The sequence below is a fragment of the Streptomyces sp. NPDC048297 genome (genome assembly GCF_043201585.1).
GTDB lineage: Bacteria > Actinomycetota > Actinomycetes > Streptomycetales > Streptomycetaceae > Streptomyces.
The window spans coordinates 33,788-54,431 of record NZ_JBICZA010000042.1; the positions used below are offsets into that span (position 1 = coordinate 33,788).

The following is a 20,644-nucleotide window of genomic DNA, read 5'->3' on the forward strand; positions in this document are numbered from 1 at the left end:
AAAGGTAAAGCGCCCGGTCCTTACGGCAACTCCCCGAACGACGCAATAGGGTGATCGCGTGGCGAGAGTGCGGTTGAGTGTGGCGGAGCGGCGGGACGAGTTGCTGCGGGCCGCCATCGGGCAGATCGAGGAACGCGGTGTGGCGGCGGTCAGGATCGCCGACGTGGCCGCGTCGCTCGGTGTCAGCAACGCGCTGGTGCTGTACCACTTCTCGACCAAGGAGAAGCTGGTCTCGGCCGCTTTCGCCTACGCGGCCGAGGGCGACCTCGCGCATCTGCGCAGGCTGCTCGACCGGCGCGGCCCCGCGCTGCGGCGGCTGCGCGCGGCCGTGCGGTGGTACGCGCCCACCGGCCAGGCCAAGGGCTGGCGGCTGTGGATCGAGGGCTGGGCGGTGGCGCTGCGCGAACCCGCGCTCCGCGAGGTCGGCCGGGGTCTGGACAGGCAGTGGAAGGCAGCGATCACCGAGGTCATCGCCGAGGGCGTGGCGGCGGGCGAGTTCGAGTGCCCCGACCCGGCGGCCACGGCCCTGCGGCTCACGGCCCTTCTGGACGGTCTGGCCGTGCAGTTGACGTCGTACCCGGGCTCGGTCCCGAGGGCCCGGGCCCAGACCTGGGTCGACGAGGCCCTGGCCCGCGAGCTGGAGCTGTCCCCGCAGGCCCTGTCCGAGCGGGAGGGCTGAAGGGCGCTCCGCACCGCTCCCGCGGCATGCGATGCGGAGCACGAGCAACAGGCGTCAGGCGTCAGGCGTCAGGCGTCAGGCGTCAGGCGTCAGGCGTCAGGCGTCAGGCGACCGACGCTATCCGCAGCTTGATGTCGTCGGGCGACAGGCTGCCCTTGGCCGTCACGTGGTCCCCGGAGGACTCGCCGCGCAGCCGGCGGCCGATCCAGGGGACGAGGTACTCGCGGGCCCAGTGCACGTCGTCGCGGCGGACCTCCAGCGTGCCCCGGGGCGGGAGCGGCGGCCACGGCTGGTCCGGGTCGGCCGGGACCTGGAGTCCGAGCACCTGGCCGGCGCGCAGCGCCACGCGCGTGTGCCCTTCGGGCGACAGGTGCAGCCGGTCGTCGTCCCAGGCCCTGCGGTCCTGCACGGACTTCAGGGACCACAGGTCGAGCACGGGGCAGCCGTACCGGTCGGCGACGGCCCGTACGTGCCCGTTGTAGGTGGCGATCTTGCCGCGCAGGTGCTTGAACACGGGCACGCCACGGGTGTCGAACCCGGTCGTCACCAGCACCGTGCCGACGGCCTCGGTCAGTCGCGCCACGGCCCGCTCGAACCGCTCGGCCACCTCGTCCGGGTCGGTGCCGGGCCGGATGATGTCGTTGCCGCCCGCGCAGAAGGACACGAGGTCCGGGGCCAGTTCGAGAACCTGCGGGACCTGGTCGGCCACGATCTGGTCCAGGAGCTTTCCGCGCACGGCCAGGTTGGTGTAGTCGAAGTCGCCCTCGGGCCGTCGGTCGGCGAGCAGGACCGCGAACCGGTCGGCCCAGCCCACGAAGGCCCCGTCGGGCCCGGGGTCGCCGACGCCTTCGGTGAAGCTGTCCCCCACCGCCACGTACGACCCGATCCCTGATCTGTTGTCATTCTTCGAATCGTCTGCCACGTCGGCCCATGATTCCCCTTCGGATGTGACCTACGCGACCGTAAGGAAGGGTTGACGAACGGTGAGATAAGACACTGGAAATTCGTTTGCCAACCCGGAATACGACCGGGATCACGCCCGCAGTAGGGGGACTGTTCAGCCGACGGGGACGCCGTGCTGACGGAGGTAACCGAGGGGGTCGATGTCCGAGCCGTAGTTCGGCGTCGTGCGGATCTCGAAGTGCAGGTGCGGTCCGGTCACGTTGCCGGTCGCGCCGGACAGACCGACCTGCTGGCCCGCGGTCACGGTCTGCCCGGCCGAGACGGACAGCTGCGAGAGGTGCGCGTACTGGGCGTAGTAGCCGTCGTTCAGCCTGATGACGACCTGGTTGCCGTACGCGCCGCCCCATCCGGCGGAGACGACCGTGCCGGCGCCGACGGCCTTGAGGGGCGTGCCGGTCGGGACGACGAAGTCGACACCGGTGTGGTAGCCGCTGGACCACATGCTGCCCGCCACGTGGTAGGCGGTGCCGATGGTGGCGCCGCTGACCGGGAGGGTGAAGTCGGGGGCGGGGGCGGCCACGGCGGTCTCCGGCGCGGTGTCCTGCTGCGGGGCGCTCGCCTGGGCGACCGGCACCTGCGTGGACTGCGGCGGCTGCGTGGACTTCGCGGGCTGCGTCGGCTGCACGGCCTGCGCGGGGGCGAAGGACTCGACGGCGGCGGAGGGCGCGGTGCGCGTGGAGGGCTCGGTGTGGGTCGGAGCGGCATGCCGGCCGAGCGTCAGCTTCAGGCCCGGGTGAATCAGTGACGGATTGTCACCGATGACCTGGCGATTGTCGTCGTACACCCGCTGCCAGCCACCGCTGACATTCTGCCGATCGGCGATCTTCGCGAGCCAGTCGCCGGGCCGCACCGTGTACGTACGCGCACCCGAATTCGCCTGCGGGGCGGCCACCGGAACGGCCTGGGTGACCTTTCCGGGAACGTTCTGTGCCGGGACGGCGTGGGCTCCGGTGGCGCCGATCAGCGGCAGGGCGAGCGCCGCGCCACCGGTTCCGGCGACGGCGATCTTGCGGGTGAGACGCCGGGTCCTGGGGCGGCGGTGTTTACCCTTCACGGGCATGGCGCATTCCTCTCCGGCGCCTGCGGGTGCGTTGCCGGGACCCCGCTCCTGCCGAACACGGATCACATGGACGGGAATTCCGGTCGGCGGCAGGACGCGGCGTTCCGTCCGGATGGAAAGGGAACGTAAGCGAGCGGGGCGCACGGAAACAAGCAATCGATTCCCGGTGTTCCCGATTCCATTGATCGAATTCCGGAATTCACGGTCACCCTCCGTGAATTCACGCCCCCTTCACCTCTCCAATCCCCCCGCGCCCGCATGGGAATTACGTGAACATGACGCGCGACGCACAGTCACCGATATGACGCTCCTCACGCACTATCGCCCACGAGGTGCCACACCGGAGCGAGTTGTAACCAAAGGGTCAATTCAGGCAAATCCGTCAGATGTGATGCAGTCGGATGACCGTCGCGTCGAGGTCACCCCGGAGCCCGGTGTGCAGTCCGTGATGCAGCAGTACGGCCCCTCGGTACATTTCTCCCGTTTCGCGGCATTCGTACGATGCTGTCGGGTCGAGCCCACGCAGCCGCAGGGCCGGCACCGGCTCGCCGTAGTGCTGTGCCTGGAGGCAGGCGAGGACCACTGTCTCGTCCCCGAGGACGTACTGGACGGCGCTCAGGCCGCCGGCCGGGGGCCGTAGCCGGTACAGGTCGCCGCGCTGCACGACGGGGCGGATCTCCTTGTACAGCTCCACCCACCGCCGGGCCTCGGCCAGTTCCTCCTCGGTCCATCCGGTGAGGTCGCCGCCGACGCCGAGGACGCCCGCCATGGAGCTGACGAAGCGGAGGCGCAGCGTGCTGACCCGCCCGTTGAGCTGCTCGTTCGGGCTGTCGGTGACCCAGGCGGCCATGACCCGCGCGGGGTGGATCTGGCTGAAGCCGTGCTGGATGGCGAGCCGGTCGAGCGGGTCGGTGTTGTCGGAGGTCCACACCTGGTCGGTGCGGCTCATCACCCCGAGGTCGACCCGCCCGCCGCCGCCCGAGCAGGACTCGAAGGCCACCCCGGGGTGGGCCGCGCGCAGCCGGTCCAGCAGGTCGTACAGGCCGCGGACGTGATCCACCCACAGGCGCTGCGGGTACGGCTCACCGGGCCAGCCGGCGTCGGTGAAGCAGCGGTTGAAGTCCCACTTCACATAGTCGATCGGGGCGCTGGACAGCAGGGTGTGGAGCTGGCCCCACAGGTGCTCCCGGACGTCCTCGCGCGCCAGGTTGAGGACGAGCTGATTGCGGAACTCCGTCCGCTTGCGTCCAGTCTGGTACTGCACCCAGTCGGGGTGGGCGCGGTAGAGGTCGCTGTCCGGGTTGACCATCTCGGGCTCGACCCAGATGCCGAACCGCATGCCGAGGCCGTGCACCCGCTCGGCGAGGGGGCCCAGGCCCTGCGGGAAACGGTCGGGGTTGGGCGTCCAGTCGCCGAGTCCGGCCCGGTCGCTGGTGCGGGCGCCGAACCAGCCGTCGTCCACGACGAACAGCTCGACACCGATCCCGGCCGCCAGCTTCGCGAGGGTGGCCTGCTGGTCCTCGGAGACGTCGAAGGTCGTCGCCTCCCAGGAGTTGAACAGCACCGGCCGGTCCCGCTCCGCGTCCGGGATGACGTACGCCCGCTGGTAGGCGTGCCAGGCACGGCTGGCCCCGCCGAAGCCGCCGTCGCTCCACAGGCCCGCGAGGACGGGGGTGGTGTACGACTCCCCCGGTTCGAGGAGCAGCAGGCCCGAGTCGTCGTAGCCGGCGCCGCCGGTGATCTGCACGCGCGCGTCGGGGAGTTGGGCGACGGCGATGCGCCAGGAACCGGACCAGCCGAGCGCGCAGCCGTAGACCTCGCCGTGTTCCTCGGTCGCGTCGGTGTCCAGCGCGACCCAGGGCAGGTGCTGGTGGCCGGTGTGGCCGCGGCGGCTGCCGATGACCTTCTCACCGTAGGTGAGGGGTGCGGTGGTGAGCCGGGACTCGGCGGCCCAGCGGCCGTGCAGCTGGGACAGTCGCCAGCCTTCGCGGTCGGGCAGCGTCCACGTCGCCGCGTCGGCGCGCAGCAGCTCCACGCGCGCGTGCCCGCCGTTCTCGACGGTCACCCGGCGCTCGACGACGTCCCCGCGCATCCGGTAGTGCAGGACGACGGCGATCCCGTCGTCGTCGAAGCGCAGCCGCAACTCCTCGCCGTCGGCGCCACCCGCATCGCCTGCTCCGCCCGCACTGCCCGCACCGCTCGCAGCGCCCTCACCACCCGCACCGCCTTCGACGGAGTACGACACGAAGCGCCACTCGGTACCGCGCCGCTCCTCGGTGCGTACGGACAGGGCGGGGCGGACGAAGCGGGGGCCGCCCTCGACGGGGTACTCCTCGCGTCCGTCGAGCGGGGACTCGAAGGGCCGGTGCGCGGGCAGCGGGCTCACCGCGAGGGCCTCGGCGTCGGCGAGCGCGATCCGTGGCCCCCAGTGGAGGTGCAGCAGCTCGTCCGCCTCGGTCAGGTGGAGGGCGTAGCTGCTGCCGGGCCCGGACAGGAGCCACGTGCGACCGTTTCCGGCGATGTCGACCATCGAGACCTCACAGGTGCCAACAGATCCGCTCAAGTGCCAACATCATCAAGCGCCCTGCCCCCGGGTGGCAACGCCTGTGGACAACTCGATGCCCGAGGAAATCGATGTCGTATGGTCGACTGTGCGCCCGCCGTCGAGTCGCGTCGGCGGGACCGACCGGGAGGAGCCCCCGTGACCCAGCAGGTCCCGTCGACCGAGCCCGAACTGGCCGGAGTCCGCAATTTCCGTGACGTGGGCGGGCTGCCCACCGTCGACGGGCGACGGGTGCGCCACGGAGTGCTGTTCCGCAGCGGCCACCTCGCGCACGCGACCGAGCAGGACGCGGACTTCCTCGCCTCCCTGGATCTGCACACGATCTTCGACTTCCGCAACGCGGCCGACCACAGGCTGGAGGGCCCGGACGTCGAGCTGCCCGGCGTGCGGAACGTGAACCTGCCGCTGAGCGACCCGGCGGACGGCGCCGAGTTCTGGAAGATGGTCCGCGACGGCGACCTCCACCAGTTGCGCGACATCCTCGACGACGGCAAGGCGGCGGCCCGGATGGTCGCCTCGTACCGGACGATCGTCAAGGAGCGCACCGCCGAGCACTCCCGGGTGCTGCACGCCGTCGCCGAGGACAGCGTGCCCGCGCTGATGCACTGTGCGGCGGGCAAGGACCGCGCGGGCATCTCCATAGCCGTCACACTCCTCGCCGTGGGCGTGGAGCGCGACGCCATCGTCGCGGACTACCTGGAGTCCAACGCCAAGCACCGCCGCTACAACGTCCGGCGCAGCGGCAGCGCGGAGAGCGCGTACACGCCCGAGGTGATGGAGCTGCTCAGCCCGCTCTTCGACGCGCGCGCCGAGTACCTGACGGCGGCCTTCGAGAGCATCGACGACACGTGGGGCGGGGTCGACACCTACCTGGAGCGGGGTCTGGGCCTCACGTCCGGGACCCGCGAGCGGCTGCGCGAGCGCCTGGTGGACTGAAGTCCCGCACACCAGGCCCCCGCACACCAGGCCCCCGCGCACCCCAGCCCCGCGCACCAGGCCGCCACGCACCGGCTCCCGCGCGCCGGCTCCGCCCTCGGCGGCGGCCGTCTCAGCTCTTGGCGCCCACCTCGAACAGCAGGTAGAGGAACGCGGCGAAGAGATGGCCGACGGCGATGTAGATGAGGAGACGGATCCACAGGGAGCGGGGGAACTTCTCTTCGAAGTTGCTCATGGCAGTTCTCCGGTCAGGTGGCCCAGGCACAGCGAGGCCGTGGGGCTCTGCAGCAGGGTGTGGACGAACAGCAGTTCCACGCCGTCCGGGTCCTCGGCGGCGAGGCGGTGCGGGGTGAGCGAGTCGAAGTGCGCGCTGTCACCGGGCCCGAGCAGGTGCGCGGTGTCTCCGAGGCGCACCCGCAGACGGCCCCGCAGGACGTAGAGCCACTCCTCGCCGGGGTGGACGCGCACGATGTCGCCCTGGGTGCGGTACGGCACCTGGACGCGCAGTGCCTGCATGGCGCGCCCGGGGGCGCCGGTCTGGACGTAGGTCCAGCCGCCCGCGTGGGTGGGCTCCATGTCGGCGGCGCGCACGACGGCGTCCCGGTCGGCGACCGCCTCGCCGAGCAGCTCCGAGACGGTCGTACCGTAGATACGGGCGAGCGCGAGGAGCATCGGCAGCGAGGGCTGGCGCCGGCCGGTCTCCAGCCGGGAGAGATGGGCCGGTGAGAGCCCGGCGGACCGGGCCGCGGCCTCCAGGGTCAGGCCGGCGCGCCGGCGCAGGGCACGCAGCTGCGGCGCCACGGCGGGCAGGTCGTCGCCCTCGCCCGCCGGTGGCACGGCTTCTGAGGCGTTCATGCCTCCATTCAGCCCGAATCTTGCCCCTGCGGCAAATCTCTTGCCTCAGAGGCAAAAAGCCGGACAGGGCGGGCCGGGCTCAGCGGTTGGCCACCGCCTGCTTGATCAGTGTCTTGCCGAAGTCCCACATCAGGCCGCCGCCGCTGTGCGCGTCGTCCATGACCGCGGTGAAGGCCTCGACGAAACGCTCCACGTCCGCCTCGTCGACGACCAGGGGCGGGATCAGCTTGATCACCTCAAGGTGGTCGCCGGAGACCTGGGTGAGGATCCGGTGGCGCTGCAGCAGCGGCACGACCACCATCTGGGCGAACAGGCCCTTCCTGGCGGTCTGGAGCATGGTCCAGCGGCCACGCAGCTTCAGCGAGCTCGGCCGGCCGAACTCGATGCCGATCATCAGGCCCCGGCCGCGGACGTCGGCGAGCAGCTCGTACCGGTCGATCAGGGCGCTGAGCCTGGACTTCAGCAGGTCGCCGGTGGCCCGCGCCCGCGCGACGGTCTGCTCGTTCTCCATGACCGACAGCACGGCGAGGCCCGCGGCCATCGCCTGGGCGTTGGACCCGAAGCTCGCCGAGTGGACCAGGACGCGGTCCATGGACGAGTAGACCTTCTTGAAGATCCAGTCCTTGCCCAGGGTGGCGCTGACCGGGACGTAGCCGCCGGACAGGGCCTTGGACACGCACACCAGGTCGGGTTCCACGCCGTCCTCGTGCTGGTAGGCGTAGAAGTCGCCGGTGCGGCCGAGGCCGGTCTGCACCTCATCGGCGATGAGCAGCGCCTTGTGCTTGTGCAGCAGTTCCTGCGCGGCGCGCAGATAGCCGGGCGGTGCCTCGTGCACGCCCTTGCCCTGGATCGGCTCGACGATCAGGGCGGCCACGTCGCCCTTCTTCAACTCCCGTGCGAGAGCGTCGAGATCGCCGAGGGGTACGGCGGTGTCGGGCAGCAAGGGGGCGAAGCCGTCGCGGAAGCCGTCCTCGCCGTTGACCGACAGGGAGCCGGTGGTCAGGCCGTGGAAGGCGTGGTCGCAGTAGAGGATCCGCCGCTTCCCGGTGGCGTAGCGGGCGAACTTGAGGGCGGTCTCGACGGCCTCGGTGCCGCTGTTGCCGAAGAACACCCGGTCCAGGTGCGGGCTGTGGGCGAGGAGCCGCTCGCCGAGCAGGCCGGGCAGCGGCTGGCAGTCGAACCGGGTCAGGTCGGCGAGGTTCAGGTCGAGGACGTCGTGCAGCGCCTTGCGGACGACCGGGTGGTGGCGGCCGAGGCCCATCACCCCGAACCCGGCGAGCATGTCCAGGTAGTCGTTGCCGTCCGCGTCGAAGAAGTGGGCGCCCTCGGCCCGCTCGTAGACCTTGTCGAAGCCGATGGTGTGCAGCATGCGCGGGAGCTGCGGGTTGAGGTATCGCGCGTGCAGCTCGTAGCGTTCGGCTCCGCGCTCGGCGAGGAGGGCGCCGAGGTCGAACTCCTTGCTCATTCCTTCTCCTTGGCTGTGCCGTCCGCGTCGCCGACGGCCAGGCTCGCGCTGATCCGCCCGGCGATCTCGACGGGCGTGAGACCGATGTCCGCCAGCACCTCGCCGCGTTTGGCGTGCGCGAGGAACTGCTCCGGGATGCCGAACCGCCGTACCGGCACGTCCACGTCGGCGTCACCGAGGGCCAGCGCGACGGCCGAACCGACGCCGGCCGCACGGCTGTTGTCCTCCACGACGGCCACCAGGCGGTGTTCGGCGGCCAGCCCCGGCAGTGCGGGGTCGACGGGCTTGACCCAGCGGGGGTCCACCACCGTGCAGCCGATGCCCCGCGCCTGGAGCAGGTCGGCGGTCTGGAGGCAGACCGGCGCCATCACGCCGACGGCCACCAGCAGCACCTGGGGGCGTTCGGCGCGGTGCAGGACGTCCATGCCGCCGACGTGCCCGACCGCCGGGATTTCCGGGCCTACGGACTCCTTCGGGAAGCGGACCAGGGTGGGGGCGTCGTCCACGGCGACGGCCTCGCGCAGCTGGGCGCGCAGCTGGTCGGCGTCGCGCGGGGCGGCGATCCTGAGGCCGGGGACGACCTGGAGGACGGACATGTCCCACATGCCGTTGTGCGAGGCGCCGTCCACACCCGTGACACCGGCCCGGTCCAGCACGAAGGTGACCCCGCAGCGGTGCAGGGCCACGTCCATCAGCAGCTGGTCGAAGGCGCGGTTGAGGAAGGTGGCGTAGACGGCGACGACCGGATGCAGTCCGCCGGTCGCGAGGCCGGCGGCGGAGACGGCCGCGTGCTGCTCGGCGATGCCCACGTCCCACACCCGGTCCGGGAAGCGCTCGGCGAAGGCGCCGAGGCCCACCGGGTGCAGCATGGCAGCCGTGATCGCCACGACGTCCTCGCGCTCCTCGCCGATCCTGACGATCTCCTCGCCGAACACCGAGGTCCAGGACGGGCCGCTGGAGGGCACGAGCGGGGCGCAGGTCAGCGGGTCCATCACGCCGACGGTGTGGAAGTGGTCCTCCTCGTGGGCGAGGGCCGGTTCGAACCCGCGGCCCTTCTCCGTGAGGCAGTGGACCAGGACCGGGCCGTGGAAGCGCTTGGCGCGGCGCAGCGCGGACTCGACGGCCTTGATGTCGTGGCCGTCGATCGGGCCGACGTACTTCAGGCCCAGGTCCTCGAACATGCCCTGCGGGGCGAAGGCGTCCTTGAAGCCCTTCTTCGCGCCGTGCAGGGACTCGTAGATCGTGTTGCCGACGACCGGGGTGCGCTGCAGGACCTCCTTGCCCCAGGCGAGGACCTTCTCGTAGCCGTCGGTGGTGCGCAGGGTGGCCAGGTGGTTGGCGAGGCCGCCGATGGTGGGGGCGTAGGAGCGTTCGTTGTCGTTGACGACGATGATCAGCGGCCGGTCCTTGGCTGCCGCGATGTTGTTCAGCGCTTCCCAGGCCATGCCGCCGGTCAGCGCGCCGTCGCCGATGACCGCGACCACATGGCCCTTGTCCCCCCGCACCTGGTTGGCCTTGGCGAGGCCGTCGGCCCAGCCGAGCGCGGTGGAGGCGTGGCTGTTCTCGATGACGTCGTGCTCGGACTCCTCGCGCGAGGGGTAGCCGGACAGGCCGCCCTTGCCGCGCAGCTTGGAGAAGTCCTGACGTCCCGTCAGCAGCTTGTGGACGTAGGCCTGGTGGCCGGTGTCCCACAGGATGCGGTCGACGGGCGACTCGAAGACCCGGTGGAGCGCGATGGACAGTTCCACCACCCCCAGGTTGGGCCCGAGGTGGCCGCCGGTTCTCGCCACCGCCTGCACCAGGAACTCCCTGATCTCCGTGGACAGTTCACCCAGTTCCGCCTCGGACAGCGCCTTCAGGTCATGTGGTCCCCTGATGCTCTCCAGAATCGTCACGCTGGGCCCCCTCTTCTTCCGTGCCGTGCCTCTGCTCAACTCACTTCGACTGCTCGGCCAGCCTCATGGCCTCCTCGATCAGGGTCTCGACGATCTTCGACTCGGGGACGGTCCTGACGACTTCGCCCTTCACGAAGATCTGCCCCTTGCCGTTGCCCGAGGCGACCCCGAGATCGGCCTCCCGCGCCTCTCCCGGACCGTTGACCACACAGCCCATCACCGCGACCCGGAGCGGCACTTCCAGGCCGTCCAGACCCGCGCTGACCTCGTCGGCCAGCTTGTACACGTCGACCTGGGCGCGACCGCACGACGGGCAGGAGACGATCTCCAGGCGCCGCTGCCGCAGCCCCAGGGACTGAAGGATCTGGATGCCGACCTTGACCTCCTCGGCGGGCGGGGCGCTCAGCGAGACCCGGATGGTGTCGCCGATCCCCCGCGACAGCAGCGCCCCGAACGCCACCGCCGACTTGATCGTGCCCTGGAAGGCCGGGCCGGCCTCCGTGACGCCGAGATGGAGCGGGTACGCGCAGGCCTCGGCGAGCTGCCTGTACGCCTCGATCATCACGACCGGGTCGTTGTGCTTGACGGAGATCTTGATGTCCCGGAAGTCGTGCTCCTCGAAAAGGGACGCCTCCCACAGCGCGCTCTCGACCAGGGCTTCCGGGGTGGCCCTGCCGTACTTGCGCAGCAGGCGCCCGTCCAGCGAGCCCGCGTTGACGCCGATCCGGATCGGGGTGCCGTGGTCCTTCGCGGCCCGCGCGATCTGACCCACCTGGTCGTCGAACTTCTTGATGTTTCCGGGGTTCACGCGGACCGCGGCGCAGCCGGCCTCGATCGCCGCGAACACGTACTTCGGCTGGAAGTGGATGTCCGCGATCACCGGGATCTGCGACTTCCCGGCGATGGTCGCGAGGGCGTCCGCGTCGTCCTGCGTGGGGCAGGCGACGCGGACGATCTGGCAGCCGGACGCGGTGAGTTCCGCGATCTGCTGCAGGGTGGCGCCGATGTCCGACGTACGGGTCGTCGTCATCGACTGCACCGACACCGGGGCTCCGCCCCCGACCGCCACCGGCCCGACCTGGATCTGCCGCGACACGCGCCGCGGTGCGACCGGCCGGACCGGTACCTCGGGGACGCCGAGCGGTACGGCGGCCACGGCGTCAGTCCTGCTTTCCGCTCGTCATCGTCTCGCGCGCGGCCCGCAGCGACTCCTTGAGGGAGCCCATCGTGGCGAGCACGGCGGTCGGTTCGTAGCCGCAGTGCGCCATGCAGTTGGCGCAGCGCGGGTCCTTGCCGCGGCCGTACTTGTCCCAGTCGGTGTCTTCGAGGAGTTCGCGGTACGTGGCCACGTAGCCGTCGCTCATCAGGTAGCAGGGGCGCTGCCAGCCGAAGAGCGAGTAGCTCGGGATCGCCCAGGCCGTGCACGGGAAGTCGACCTTGCCTTCGAGGAAGTCAAGGAAGAGCGGGCTCTGGTTGAGCCGCCACTTGGCGCGGTTGCCGCCCGCGAAGGCCTTCTTGAACAGCTCGCGGGTCTGCTGCACGCCGAGGAAGTGCTCCTGGTCGGGTGCCTTCTCGTAGGCGTAGGCGGGCGAGAGCATCATCTCGTCGACCTCCAGGTCGTCGTTGAGGAAGTTCAGCACCTCGACGACGGTCTGCGGGGTGTCGGTGTTGAAGAAGGTCGAGTTGGTGGTCACCCGGAAGCCGCGCCGCTTGGCCTCCTTGATGGCCTCGACCGCCTCGTCGAAGGTGCCCTCCTTCGCGACCGAGGCGTCGTGCCGCTCGCGCAGTCCGTCGATGTGCACGGCCCACGCGAAGTACGGCGACGGCGTGAACTTGTCCATCTTCTTGCGCATGAGAAGTGCGTTCGTGCACAGGAACACGAACTTCTTCCTGGCGACCAACTGCCGTACGATCTCGTCGATCTGAGGGTGCATCAACGGTTCTCCACCGGCGATGGACACCATCGGCGCACCGGATTCCAGGACCGCGCCCACGGCCTGGGCGACGGGCATCCGCTGCTTGAGGACGCCTGCCGGGTGCTGGATCTTCCCGCAGCCCTCGCACTTGAGGTTGCACGCGAACAGCGGCTCCAGCTCGACGAGCAGGGCGAACTTGTCCCGCTTCCTGAGCTTTTGTTCGAGCAGATATGTAGCGACCTTGATGGACTGACGCAACGGCATGGCCATCTGGCTCACCTCCGGGGGAGCAGCAAAGAACGGTGCCATTCGAAAAAAGCGGGCAGTACAGAACGGAGAACTCGGAAAGCCGATATTCCACCGCGCACCGTGCCGATCCGGACGAGCTCATGTTCCGGAGCGTCCACGACCACCCGGACAGCCGCAACGGGGCGCTCGCCCGTACGCACGGCGCTCAGAAGCGTGGCCGCCGACTCCATGTCGACCGCGATCGCGCCGGTCGCCAGCAGTTCGGATCGCTCCGGGCCACGCACGACGTGGTCGGAGCCGGTGAGCGGGCCGGTGTGGACCGTGCGCCCGGGAACGGCGCGCACGAGTTCCTTCACCAGCAATTCGGTACTCACGCACGGGACGGTCCCGCGCGGGTCCCGGGTCTCCTCGGCGACGACCAGGTCGCCGGGGTGCATCCCGGGGGCGAGCCCGGCGCAGAAGCCGGTGGCCAGCACGGCCGCGTCGGCCAGCGCCGGTTCACCGAGGAGCCGGGTGACGGAGCGTTCCGCCGCACGGGGCCCCATGCCCGTACGGAGGAAGCTCACCGGCCCGCCCGCACCCCCCGCGCCCCCGCGCCGCACACCGCGTTCGCCGGTGCGCAGGGCGAGGTGCTCGATGCCGAGCGCGCAGGCGATCAGCAGCGGGGCCGGGACGGGCTGGTCGCTCAAGTCAGCTCACCTTCGCCTCGGCCGGTGGCTTCGCCTCGGCGGGTGACTTGGCCTCTGCGGGTGACTTGGCCTCCGCCAGTGGCTTCCTGGTGAGGAGGCCGCGCTCGAAGGGGTCCCCGTACAGATACCGGCCGAGCGCGGTGAGCGGGAACACCTGCCGGTACAGGTGGTAGTTGATGGAGAAGTCCCAGGGGAAGCCGGTGCCGGTGAAGTACGGCTCGTCCCAGGAGCCGTCCTCCCGCTGGGTGTCGGCCAGCCAGCGCACGCCGCGCTCGACGGCCTTGGAGTCGTGCTCCCCCGCCGCGAGCAGTGCCATCAGCGCCCACGCCGTCTGGGAGGCCGTGGAGGCGCCGCGGCCACTCCACTCCTTGACGTGCTTGTAGGAGCGCAGGTCCTCGCCCCAGCCGCCGTCGTCGTTCTGGACACGCTCCAGCCAGGTCACCGCCCGCCGGATCGCCGGGTGGGAGGCCGGCAGGCCGGCCGCGGTCAGGGCGGGCACCACCGAGCCGGTGCCGTAGACGTAGTTGACGCCCCAGCGCCCGAACCACGAGCCGTCCGGCTCCTGTTCGGCCAGCAGCCAGTCGATGCCGCGCCGGGTGCGCGGGTCGTGGGCGAGGCCCTCGGCGGCGAGCATCTCCACCACGTGCGCGGTGACGTCCGCGGACGGCGGGTCGATGACCTCGCCGAAGTCGCAGAAGGGCAGCCGGTTGGGGAACGGGCTGGTGTTGTCGACGTCGAACGCGCCCCATGCGCCGTTCTTCGACTGCATCCCCAGGTTCCAGCGCACCCCGCGGCCGATCGCCCCGTCCACCTGCTCGGGGTCGTGGTGCCGGACCCGGCGCAGCGCGAGCGCGACCTCGGCGGTGTCGTCGATGTCCGGGTAGTTGTCGTTGTGGAACTCGAACGCCCAGCCGCCCGGCGGGAGCTGGGGGCGGCGTACGGCCCAGTCGCCGGGCCGCACGATCTCCTCGCCGAGCATCCAGTCGGCGGCCTTGACCAGTTGCGGGTGGTCGACGGGCAGCCCTGCGTCGACGAGCGCGATGGTGGCGAGGCAGGTGTCCCAGACCGGGGACTGGCAGGCCTCGATCATCCGGGCGCCGTCCTCGCACCACACGGCGAAGCGGTCCAGCGACGCGAGGCCCTCGCGCAGCACCGGGTGCTGGAGGTCGTAGCCGAGCAGGTGCAGGGCGATGACGGAGTACACGGCCGGGGGCTGGATGCCGCCCCAGCAGCCGTCGTTCTCCTGCCGCTCGACGATCCAGCGTGCCGCTGAGTTCAGCGCGGCCTTGCGCAGCCGGCGCACGGCGACCTTGCGATAGCCGCGGACCACCTTGTCGAGCCGCTGGAAGAGCCCGTCCCAGCTCGCCACCGGGGCGAGCGGCTGCGGCGGGTTGGGGTTCGCCGGGTCGGTGTGCAGCTCGTCCAGCGCGAACGGCGCCGGACGCACCGGGCGTTTGGCGGAGACGACGGTGAGCGGCACGATGGTCTGCCGCGCCCAGCACCCGAAGTTGTAGATGTTGAGCGGGAACCAGGTCGGGAAGTAGATGAGTTCCGGCGGGAGTTCGGGCAGGTCGTCCCACTTCCACCAGCCGAACAGGGCGAGCCAGATCCGGGTGAAGACACGGGAGGCGGCGATCCCGCCGCGCTCACGGATCCAGGCGGACGCCTTCGCCATGTGCGGGGCGTCGGGGGCGTCGCCCGCGAGGCGGAGGGCGACGTACGCCTCGACGGTGGTGGAGAGTTCACCGGGCCCGCCGTGGAAGGTGGCCCAGGCGCCGTCCTCGCGCTGCTCGCCGCGGATGAACATCGCGGCGGCCTGCGTGGTCTTCTCGTCGAGGATGCCCAGGAACTGACGGAGCAGCAGGTCCTCGGCGTCCATGGTGACGTTCGTCTCGAGGTCGCCCTTCCACCAGCCCTGCGCGTCCTGCCGGGCGAGCAGGAAGTCGGTGGCGCGCCTCGCGGCGTGGGAGGCGGCTTCTTGTACCCCGGCCGCCGCGGGGATGGTGATGTCGTTGTCGCTGGCCGCGGCTGCGCGAGGCGGAACGGTCGCCCCGGTGCTTCCGTCGGTCGTCGCTGTCATGGCTTCCCCTTCGTGCAGTCGTGCGAGTCGTGCTGCTGCGGGTCCGCCGTCGGCCGGTACCTGTCGTTCCACAGGACCGGCCGGCGACTAAGCGAGGGCTATGCGCCCGGTAGTGATCATCTCTTCCGTACGACGACGAAGTCGGCGAGCGCCGTGAAGGCGGCGCGCACCCGGTCGGGCATGTCGACCGCGTCGAGTGCCTGGACGGCGATGGTGTGCTGACGGCGCGCTTCCCCGGCCGTCCACTCACGGCCGCCCGCCTCCTCGATGAGGGCGGCGCGGGCCGCGAACTCCTCTTCGGAGAAGTTCGCGAAGTCGCTGCTCTTGGCGTCGGCGGCGAGGATCTCGCCGAGCCGCTCGGAGGCCGGGCCGCCCGCCGCGAGCGCGGCCACCACCGGGAGGGACTTCTTGCGCTGGCGCAGGTCGCTCCAGGTCTGCTTGCCGGTGGCGTCCGGGTCGCCCCAGATGCCGAGGAGGTCGTCGACGGCCTGGAAGGCGAGGCCGAGGTGGTAGCCGTACTTCTCCAGGGTGTCGGCGGTGCGGTCGTCGGCGCCGCCGAGGACCGCGCCGACCGAACAGGCGCAGGCGAGCAGCGCGCCGGTCTTGTTGCCCTCCATCTCCAGGCACTCCTCGACACTGACGCGGTCGCGGTGCTCGTAGGAGATGTCCTGCGCCTGACCGTCGATCAGGGAGCGGGTGGCGGTGGTCAGACGGCGGGTGGCGCGGCCGGCCTCGGCGGTGCCGAGTTCCAGCAGGACCTCGTTGCCGAGGGCGAACAGGGCGTCGCCGACCAGGATGGCCTGGGCGGGTCCGTGAACCTTCCAGACGGTGTCACGGTGCCTGCGCTGCTCGTCGCCGTCCATCAGGTCGTCGTGCAGCAGCGAGAAGTTGTGGACGAGTTCGACGGCGACGGCACCCGGGATGCCCACCTCGGGTGCGGCGCCGGTGACCTCGGCGGAGAGGACGGCGAGGGCGGGTCGTACGGCCTTGCCGCCGTCCCCGTCGGCCGGGTTGCCGGCGGCGTCGATCCAGCCGAAGTGGTAGGCGGCGACGGTGTCCATGGGAGACGCCAGGCGGTCCACGGCCGCGCGCAGGACCGGGGTGGCCAGCGTCCGCCCGCGCTCCAGCAGCGCGGTCACGTCCACCGCGTCGGCGGCTCTCGAGGCCGGGGGCACAGTGGGCACAGTCTCTCCTCTTGTTGCGGTACGGGGGGTGCGGGGGCCTGCCGCCGGCTGCTGATCGAGCATCAGGCCGCCTCCTCGAACGCGAAGAGGTGGCTGGGGCGGGGCCGGCCCAGGGCGCTCAGCGCGGCATCGGCCGCGCTCACTCCACTGCGGACCGCACTCTCCATGGTTGCGGGCCACCCTGTGGCGGTCCACGCTCCGGCCAGGTACAGGCCGGGGGTTTTGGTGCGGGCGCCGGGCCGCAGACGCCCGACGCCGGGACGGGCGGCGAAGGTCGCCGTGCGCTCCCGGGTCACGAAGAAGTCCTGCACCCGGGCACCGCGCGTGCCCGGGATCAGGCGCTCCAGTTCGGGCAGGTAGCGCGCGCGGAGCGCGGAGACCGGGGCGTCGATGTCGTCGTACGCGGCCGACTGGGACAGCGCCAGGTACTGTCCCGCCCGTCGCCCACCACCCTTGTTCGGAGGCCCTTCGGGCCCGCCCCTCAACAGCCCGGACGCGTCGGTGCGGTCGAAGACCCACTGCACGGGGGTGCCGAGGGCCGTGAAGAAGGGCTGGGCGAGGACCTTGCGGTCGTAGACGACATGCACGTTGAGGATCGGCGCGGTGCCGATCTCCAGGAGCCGTTCGGGGGCGTCGAGGGCGCCGGGCGGCAGCAGGTCGTGCGTCTCGCGCTGGGGTACGGCGAGGACGACGGCGTCCGCCGGGATCGTCTCGCCGGGAACCTGAACGCTCCAGCTCCCGTTCTCGTTACGGGAGACGGAGGTGACGCGCGTGCGCAGTTCGGTACGGACACCGGCGGAGTCGAGTGCCTTGCGGGCCAGCCCGTCGTGCAGGTCGCCCAGCGGGACGCCGGCCCAGCCGATGTCGGCCGCGCCCGGTTCGGACAGCAGACCGGTCTTGAACACCTTCGCGGCGAGCGCCAGCGAGGCGTCGCCCGCGACCGCGTTGAGGGTGGCCACCCCGACCAGGTCCCACAGGGCCTCGACGGCACGCGGCGTCTGGCCGTGCGCGGCCAGCCAGCTGCCGAAGTCCTGGGTGTCCAGGGCGGGATCGTCGAGGTCGAGGCCCTTGAGCGCGAGCGCGGCCCGGCCGACCGCGGCCCGCTCGGTGAGCGAGAGGTGGGGATAGGTGGCCAGGCTGCGCCCCAGGTGGAGCGGGACGGGCAGCGGGTCGCGCCGCAGCCTGCCGAGCCGCCTGCCCTCGGGCTTGTCGAGGTCCACGACGGGGACGTCCAGACGGTCCTGCAGCGGTGCGAGCGCCGTGCCCTGGATCCGGTCGAGGAACCAGCGGTAGGCGGTGCAGCAGCGCAGGTAGACGTGCTGGCCGTTGTCGACGGTGAGGTCGCCGCGCCGGAAGGAGAAGGCGAGGCCGCCCAGCCGGGGCCTGCTCTCGAGCAGGGTGACACGGACGCCCGCGTCGGCGAGCGCGAGCGCCGCGGTGGCCCCGGCGAGCCCGCCGCCGACCACGACGGCGCTGCGGCCCGCCGCGCCCGCGGGTGCCGGGGTGTGGCCGTCCGCCCGCGCGGGGCGGGAGCCGTCGCTCATCGTGCGTCCTTCCGTCCGTGCGCGAGCGCTCCGCTGAGGGTGCCGCGATGGGCCGTCGGCCGGCTGCGGAGCCGTCGTGGCGTGTCGCGCCCGCGCGGCGGCAGCCGCACGTCCAGCGCCGCCTCGCGCCCCTTCGGGGCACGAGCATGCGGGCTGAACGGTGCGTGTCCGGTCTTCGCGATCAGGGACGCCGTGCCGGGACAAAGGGTTGCCTGTGGCCTGTCCCCTGGCTCGGTGAGGTCCATCAGGCGCGCCTCCTGACGGTCCGCCGGGAGACGTGCCGGGTGTCCAGGCCGGACAGTCCGCGCACGGCGACGTACGCCTTCTCGCGTCCGGGCAGCGAGACCCGGCCGCGCAGTACGGCCTCCGGGTCGCGCTCGATGCGGTCCAGCAGCCGGCGGTAGATGCCGGCCATGGCCGCGACGCAGGCGCCGCTGCGCCGGTCGAGCATGGGCAGCAGCCGGTAGCCCTCGGCGAACAGGGCACGGGCCCGGCGCACCTCGAAGTGCACGAGGCCGGCGAAGTCGGAGCCCTCCGGCGGGGTCGGCCCGGCGAACCCGGCCGAGCAGCCGAACTTGGCGAGGTCGTCGGCGGGCAGGTAGGTACGGCCGCCCTCGGCGTCCTCGCGGACGTCGCGCAGGATGTTGGTCAGCTGGAGCGCGAGGCCGAGGGTGTCGGCGTACTCGGGTGCGCGCTCGGTGCCCCGCGCGCCCGGTTCGGTGCCGAAGACGCCGAGCGAGAGACGGCCGATGGCGCCGGCCACGCAGCGGCAGTAGACCTTGAGGTCGTCCCAGGTCTCGTAGGTCTCCCCGCGCACGTCCATCTGGACGCCGTCGATCAGCTCGTCCAGGCCGCCGAGCGGGATCGGGAAGACGCGGGAGGCATGGGCGAGGGCGACGGCCACCGGGTCGGTGTCGTCGTCGGCGACCTCGCCCTCGCGGACGCGCGTGAGCAGCGCCCGGGTGTCTTCCAGGCGCGTGACCTTGACCTCGTCGGGCAGGTCGCCGTCGCCGATGTCGTCGACCCGCCGTGAGAAGGCGTACAGCGCCGACATCGCGCGGCGCTTGGGCGTCGGCAGCAGCCGGATGCCGTACGCGAAGTTGCGGGCCTGCTGCCCGGTGACGGCCTCGCAGTAGCTGTAGGCGGCGAGTACCGGTGCGGACACGTGCGGCCAGGACTCCACGGTCCGGATCACCCCTTTCCTCGCAGGGTCACGCCCACCTCGCGCAGCAACTGGACCTTGCCGGGTCGGGGCGGGCCGGGAAGTACGTCGTATTCGGCGGCGGCGATCGCCCTGATCGCCGCCCTTCCTCCCGCCACGAACCCTGCGAGCAGCAGCTTCAACCTGCCGTGGACGCTACCCACGAGGGGGGCGCCTTCATTCAGCAGATCGCGGGCGCGTTGCGCCTCGTATGCAACCAGGGCGCGCACCGATGCGCCCGCGGTTTTCGCCGCGAGGTCCGTTTCCTGGACGTGGAAACGTTTCATGTCCTCGGCGGGGAGGTAGATCCGGTCGCGGCCGAGGTCCTCGGCGACGTCCTGGAGGTGCTCGACGATCTGCAGGGCGGTGCAGATCGCGTCGGACAGCCGGATCCGCTCGGGGGTCGCCGTGCCGGTGACGCCGAGGACGAGCCGTCCGACGGGGTTGGCGGACAGTTCGCAGTAGGCGAGGAGGTCGTCGTAGGTCTCGTAGCGGGAGACCAGTTGGTCCTGGCGGTTGGCGGCGATCAGGCCGAGGAACGGTTCGGGGGTCAGCGAGCGCCGGCGCACGGTGGGCCGCAGGCGGCGCAGCAGCGGGTGGCGCGGGCCGGCGGGGGCGGGGTCGAAGACGCGGCGCAGGTCGGCCTCGAACGCGTCGAGCAGGACCAGCCGGTCCTCGGCCTCGGTGGCCGACACGCCGAGGGCGCGGGCGTCGGCTCCGCCGGGGGCCAGGTCGCCGTCGCCGATGTCGTCCACCAGTCGGGCGAAGCCGTAGACGGCCATGAGGTCGTCGCGCCAGTCGCGGGGCAGGAAGAAGGGCGCCACGGGGAAGTTCTCGCTCGCGGCCTTGTCCAGGGTGGCGCTCTCCAGTTCCGGCGCCGTGTCTCTTCCCGTCACCGAGCGCTACCCGGAGGGGGGACGGCACATGCTGCGCTGAGCTGGGGAGTTTCCGTAGCCATTGCCGTCACATCTCCCGTTCTACACCGCTGACCCGATACACTCTATTTCGGACACGCCGCTCTGCCCTCCGAGGGGTCGCCCGGCGGAGGGTGTCGCGCGTTATCGCCCCACTTGCCGCTTTCCGGGACCGGTACAGCTTACGTTGTACAACGCGGCAGGGCCCCAGGGGGTGTCCTGCGGATCACAACAACACACCGATTGGCGCCAAGATTCCTACGGAACACCGGAGTTGACGCTTCCTTTGCTGGAGCACGCAGACGCGGGGCCCCGCCGGGGACGTTTCGATGCCGTTGGTTAATTCCGGGGCCCTGCGTCTTCTTCGCCCCGTCGATCGTCTGGTCGGCGGGGCGAAGTGCTGCGAAGTGGCTGGTGCGGGTGCGGGCTCGGGGTGTGCCGGTGAGGTGGG

Annotated in this window: 17 protein-coding genes; 2 read left to right on the forward strand and 15 right to left on the reverse strand. The window is 71.4% G+C overall.

Annotation, left to right across the window (positions count from 1 at the left end; all coding sequences use genetic code 11):
* The first annotated feature begins 58 nt into the window (after positions 1 to 58).
* A complete protein-coding gene (locus tag ACGFYV_RS32940) occupies positions 59 to 679 on the forward strand; it encodes a TetR/AcrR family transcriptional regulator (RefSeq protein WP_393882185.1) in 621 nt (206 codons plus the stop codon).
* A 103-nt stretch (positions 680 to 782) separates the two neighbouring features.
* Here ACGFYV_RS32940 and ACGFYV_RS32945 read toward each other — a convergent pair whose 3' ends face one another.
* From ACGFYV_RS32945 to ACGFYV_RS32955, 3 genes are all read right to left on the reverse strand, one after another.
* On the reverse strand, positions 783 to 1,601 hold the full coding sequence (locus ACGFYV_RS32945) for an SGNH/GDSL hydrolase family protein (RefSeq protein ID WP_393882186.1): 819 nt from the start codon (positions 1,599 to 1,601) through the stop codon (positions 783 to 785).
* A gap of 135 nt (positions 1,602 to 1,736) precedes the next feature.
* Positions 1,737 to 2,702 (reverse strand): peptidoglycan DD-metalloendopeptidase family protein, encoded by a 966-nt coding sequence (locus tag ACGFYV_RS32950; RefSeq protein WP_393882187.1) that lies wholly within the window; start codon positions 2,700 to 2,702, stop codon positions 1,737 to 1,739.
* Between the two features lie 382 nt (positions 2,703 to 3,084).
* On the reverse strand, positions 3,085 to 5,232 hold the full coding sequence (locus ACGFYV_RS32955; RefSeq protein WP_393882202.1) for an alpha-galactosidase: 2,148 nt from the start codon (positions 5,230 to 5,232) through the stop codon (positions 3,085 to 3,087).
* 171 nt (positions 5,233 to 5,403) lie between these two features.
* Between ACGFYV_RS32955 and ACGFYV_RS32960 the strand changes: the two genes are divergently transcribed.
* A complete protein-coding gene (locus tag ACGFYV_RS32960; protein ID WP_393882188.1) occupies positions 5,404 to 6,201 on the forward strand; it encodes a tyrosine-protein phosphatase in 798 nt (265 codons plus the stop codon).
* A gap of 112 nt (positions 6,202 to 6,313) precedes the next feature.
* Here ACGFYV_RS32960 and ACGFYV_RS32965 read toward each other — a convergent pair whose 3' ends face one another.
* The 12 genes from ACGFYV_RS32965 to hpnC all read right to left on the reverse strand — a co-directional run bounded on the left by ACGFYV_RS32965 (position 6,314) and on the right by hpnC (position 20,175).
* Complete coding sequence (locus ACGFYV_RS32965; protein WP_393882189.1) at positions 6,314 to 6,436, reverse strand: DUF6126 family protein; 123 nt, start codon at positions 6,434 to 6,436, stop codon at positions 6,314 to 6,316.
* Entirely contained in the window at positions 6,433 to 7,056 is a 624-nt protein-coding gene (locus ACGFYV_RS32970; RefSeq protein ID WP_393882190.1) for a helix-turn-helix domain-containing protein, read from the reverse strand. Before ACGFYV_RS32970 ends, ACGFYV_RS32965 begins: the two co-directional genes overlap by 4 nt.
* Positions 7,057 to 7,135: 79 nt before the next feature.
* Complete coding sequence (locus tag ACGFYV_RS32975) at positions 7,136 to 8,521, reverse strand: aspartate aminotransferase family protein (RefSeq protein ID WP_393882191.1); 1,386 nt, start codon at positions 8,519 to 8,521, stop codon at positions 7,136 to 7,138.
* Positions 8,518 to 10,416 carry a 1-deoxy-D-xylulose-5-phosphate synthase gene (dxs, locus tag ACGFYV_RS32980; RefSeq protein ID WP_393882192.1) on the reverse strand — a complete coding sequence of 633 codons (1,899 nt, stop codon included), beginning with the start codon at positions 10,414 to 10,416 and terminating at the stop codon, positions 8,518 to 8,520. Before dxs ends, ACGFYV_RS32975 begins: the two co-directional genes overlap by 4 nt.
* 40 nt (positions 10,417 to 10,456) lie before the next feature.
* Positions 10,457 to 11,572: a flavodoxin-dependent (E)-4-hydroxy-3-methylbut-2-enyl-diphosphate synthase gene (ispG, locus tag ACGFYV_RS32985; protein WP_393882193.1), complete on the reverse strand. Its 1,116-nt coding sequence runs from the start codon at positions 11,570 to 11,572 to the stop codon at positions 10,457 to 10,459.
* A gap of 4 nt (positions 11,573 to 11,576) precedes the next feature.
* Positions 11,577 to 12,602: an adenosyl-hopene transferase HpnH gene (hpnH, locus tag ACGFYV_RS32990; RefSeq protein WP_393882194.1), complete on the reverse strand. Its 1,026-nt coding sequence runs from the start codon at positions 12,600 to 12,602 to the stop codon at positions 11,577 to 11,579.
* 5 nt (positions 12,603 to 12,607) lie between these two features.
* Positions 12,608 to 13,270 (reverse strand): 1-hydroxy-2-methyl-2-butenyl 4-diphosphate reductase, encoded by a 663-nt coding sequence (locus tag ACGFYV_RS32995; RefSeq protein ID WP_393882195.1) that lies wholly within the window; start codon positions 13,268 to 13,270, stop codon positions 12,608 to 12,610.
* A gap of 1 nt (position 13,271) precedes the next feature.
* Positions 13,272 to 15,350, reverse strand: a complete 2,079-nt coding sequence (gene shc, locus ACGFYV_RS33000; protein ID WP_393882196.1) for a squalene--hopene cyclase — start codon at positions 15,348 to 15,350, stop codon at positions 13,272 to 13,274.
* Between the two features lie 116 nt (positions 15,351 to 15,466).
* A complete protein-coding gene (locus ACGFYV_RS33005) occupies positions 15,467 to 16,597 on the reverse strand; it encodes a polyprenyl synthetase family protein (protein WP_393882197.1) in 1,131 nt (376 codons plus the stop codon).
* Positions 16,597 to 18,078 (reverse strand): hydroxysqualene dehydroxylase HpnE, encoded by a 1,482-nt coding sequence (gene hpnE, locus ACGFYV_RS33010; RefSeq protein WP_393882198.1) that lies wholly within the window; start codon positions 18,076 to 18,078, stop codon positions 16,597 to 16,599. Before hpnE ends, ACGFYV_RS33005 begins: the two co-directional genes overlap by 1 nt.
* Positions 18,079 to 18,322: 244 nt before the next feature.
* On the reverse strand, positions 18,323 to 19,273 hold the full coding sequence (gene hpnD, locus ACGFYV_RS33015) for a presqualene diphosphate synthase HpnD (RefSeq protein WP_393882199.1): 951 nt from the start codon (positions 19,271 to 19,273) through the stop codon (positions 18,323 to 18,325).
* Positions 19,270 to 20,175 (reverse strand): squalene synthase HpnC, encoded by a 906-nt coding sequence (gene hpnC / locus ACGFYV_RS33020; RefSeq protein WP_393882200.1) that lies wholly within the window; start codon positions 20,173 to 20,175, stop codon positions 19,270 to 19,272. The genes hpnD and hpnC overlap by 4 nt, the downstream gene beginning before the upstream one ends.
* Positions 20,176 to 20,644 lie beyond the last annotated feature (469 nt).

Excerpts from the sequence above, each read along its gene's own strand:
- ACGFYV_RS32950 (WP_393882187.1), bottom strand. The coding sequence starts at position 2,702 with ATGCCCGTGAAGGGTAAACACCGCCGCCCCAGGACCCGGCGTCTCACC.
- ACGFYV_RS32955 (WP_393882202.1), bottom strand. The coding sequence starts at position 5,232 with ATGGTCGACATCGCCGGAAACGGTCGCACGTGGCTCCTGTCCGGGCCC.
- ACGFYV_RS32965 (WP_393882189.1), bottom strand. The coding sequence starts at position 6,436 with ATGAGCAACTTCGAAGAGAAGTTCCCCCGCTCCCTGTGGATCCGTCTC.
- ACGFYV_RS32970 (WP_393882190.1), bottom strand. The coding sequence starts at position 7,056 with ATGAACGCCTCAGAAGCCGTGCCACCGGCGGGCGAGGGCGACGACCTG.
- ACGFYV_RS32975 (WP_393882191.1), bottom strand. The coding sequence starts at position 8,521 with ATGAGCAAGGAGTTCGACCTCGGCGCCCTCCTCGCCGAGCGCGGAGCC.
- hpnH (WP_393882194.1), bottom strand. The coding sequence starts at position 12,602 with ATGGCCATGCCGTTGCGTCAGTCCATCAAGGTCGCTACATATCTGCTC.
- shc (WP_393882196.1), bottom strand. The coding sequence starts at position 15,350 with ATGACAGCGACGACCGACGGAAGCACCGGGGCGACCGTTCCGCCTCGC.
- ACGFYV_RS33005 (WP_393882197.1), bottom strand. The coding sequence starts at position 16,597 with ATGCTCGATCAGCAGCCGGCGGCAGGCCCCCGCACCCCCCGTACCGCA.
- hpnE (WP_393882198.1), bottom strand. The coding sequence starts at position 18,078 with ATGAGCGACGGCTCCCGCCCCGCGCGGGCGGACGGCCACACCCCGGCA.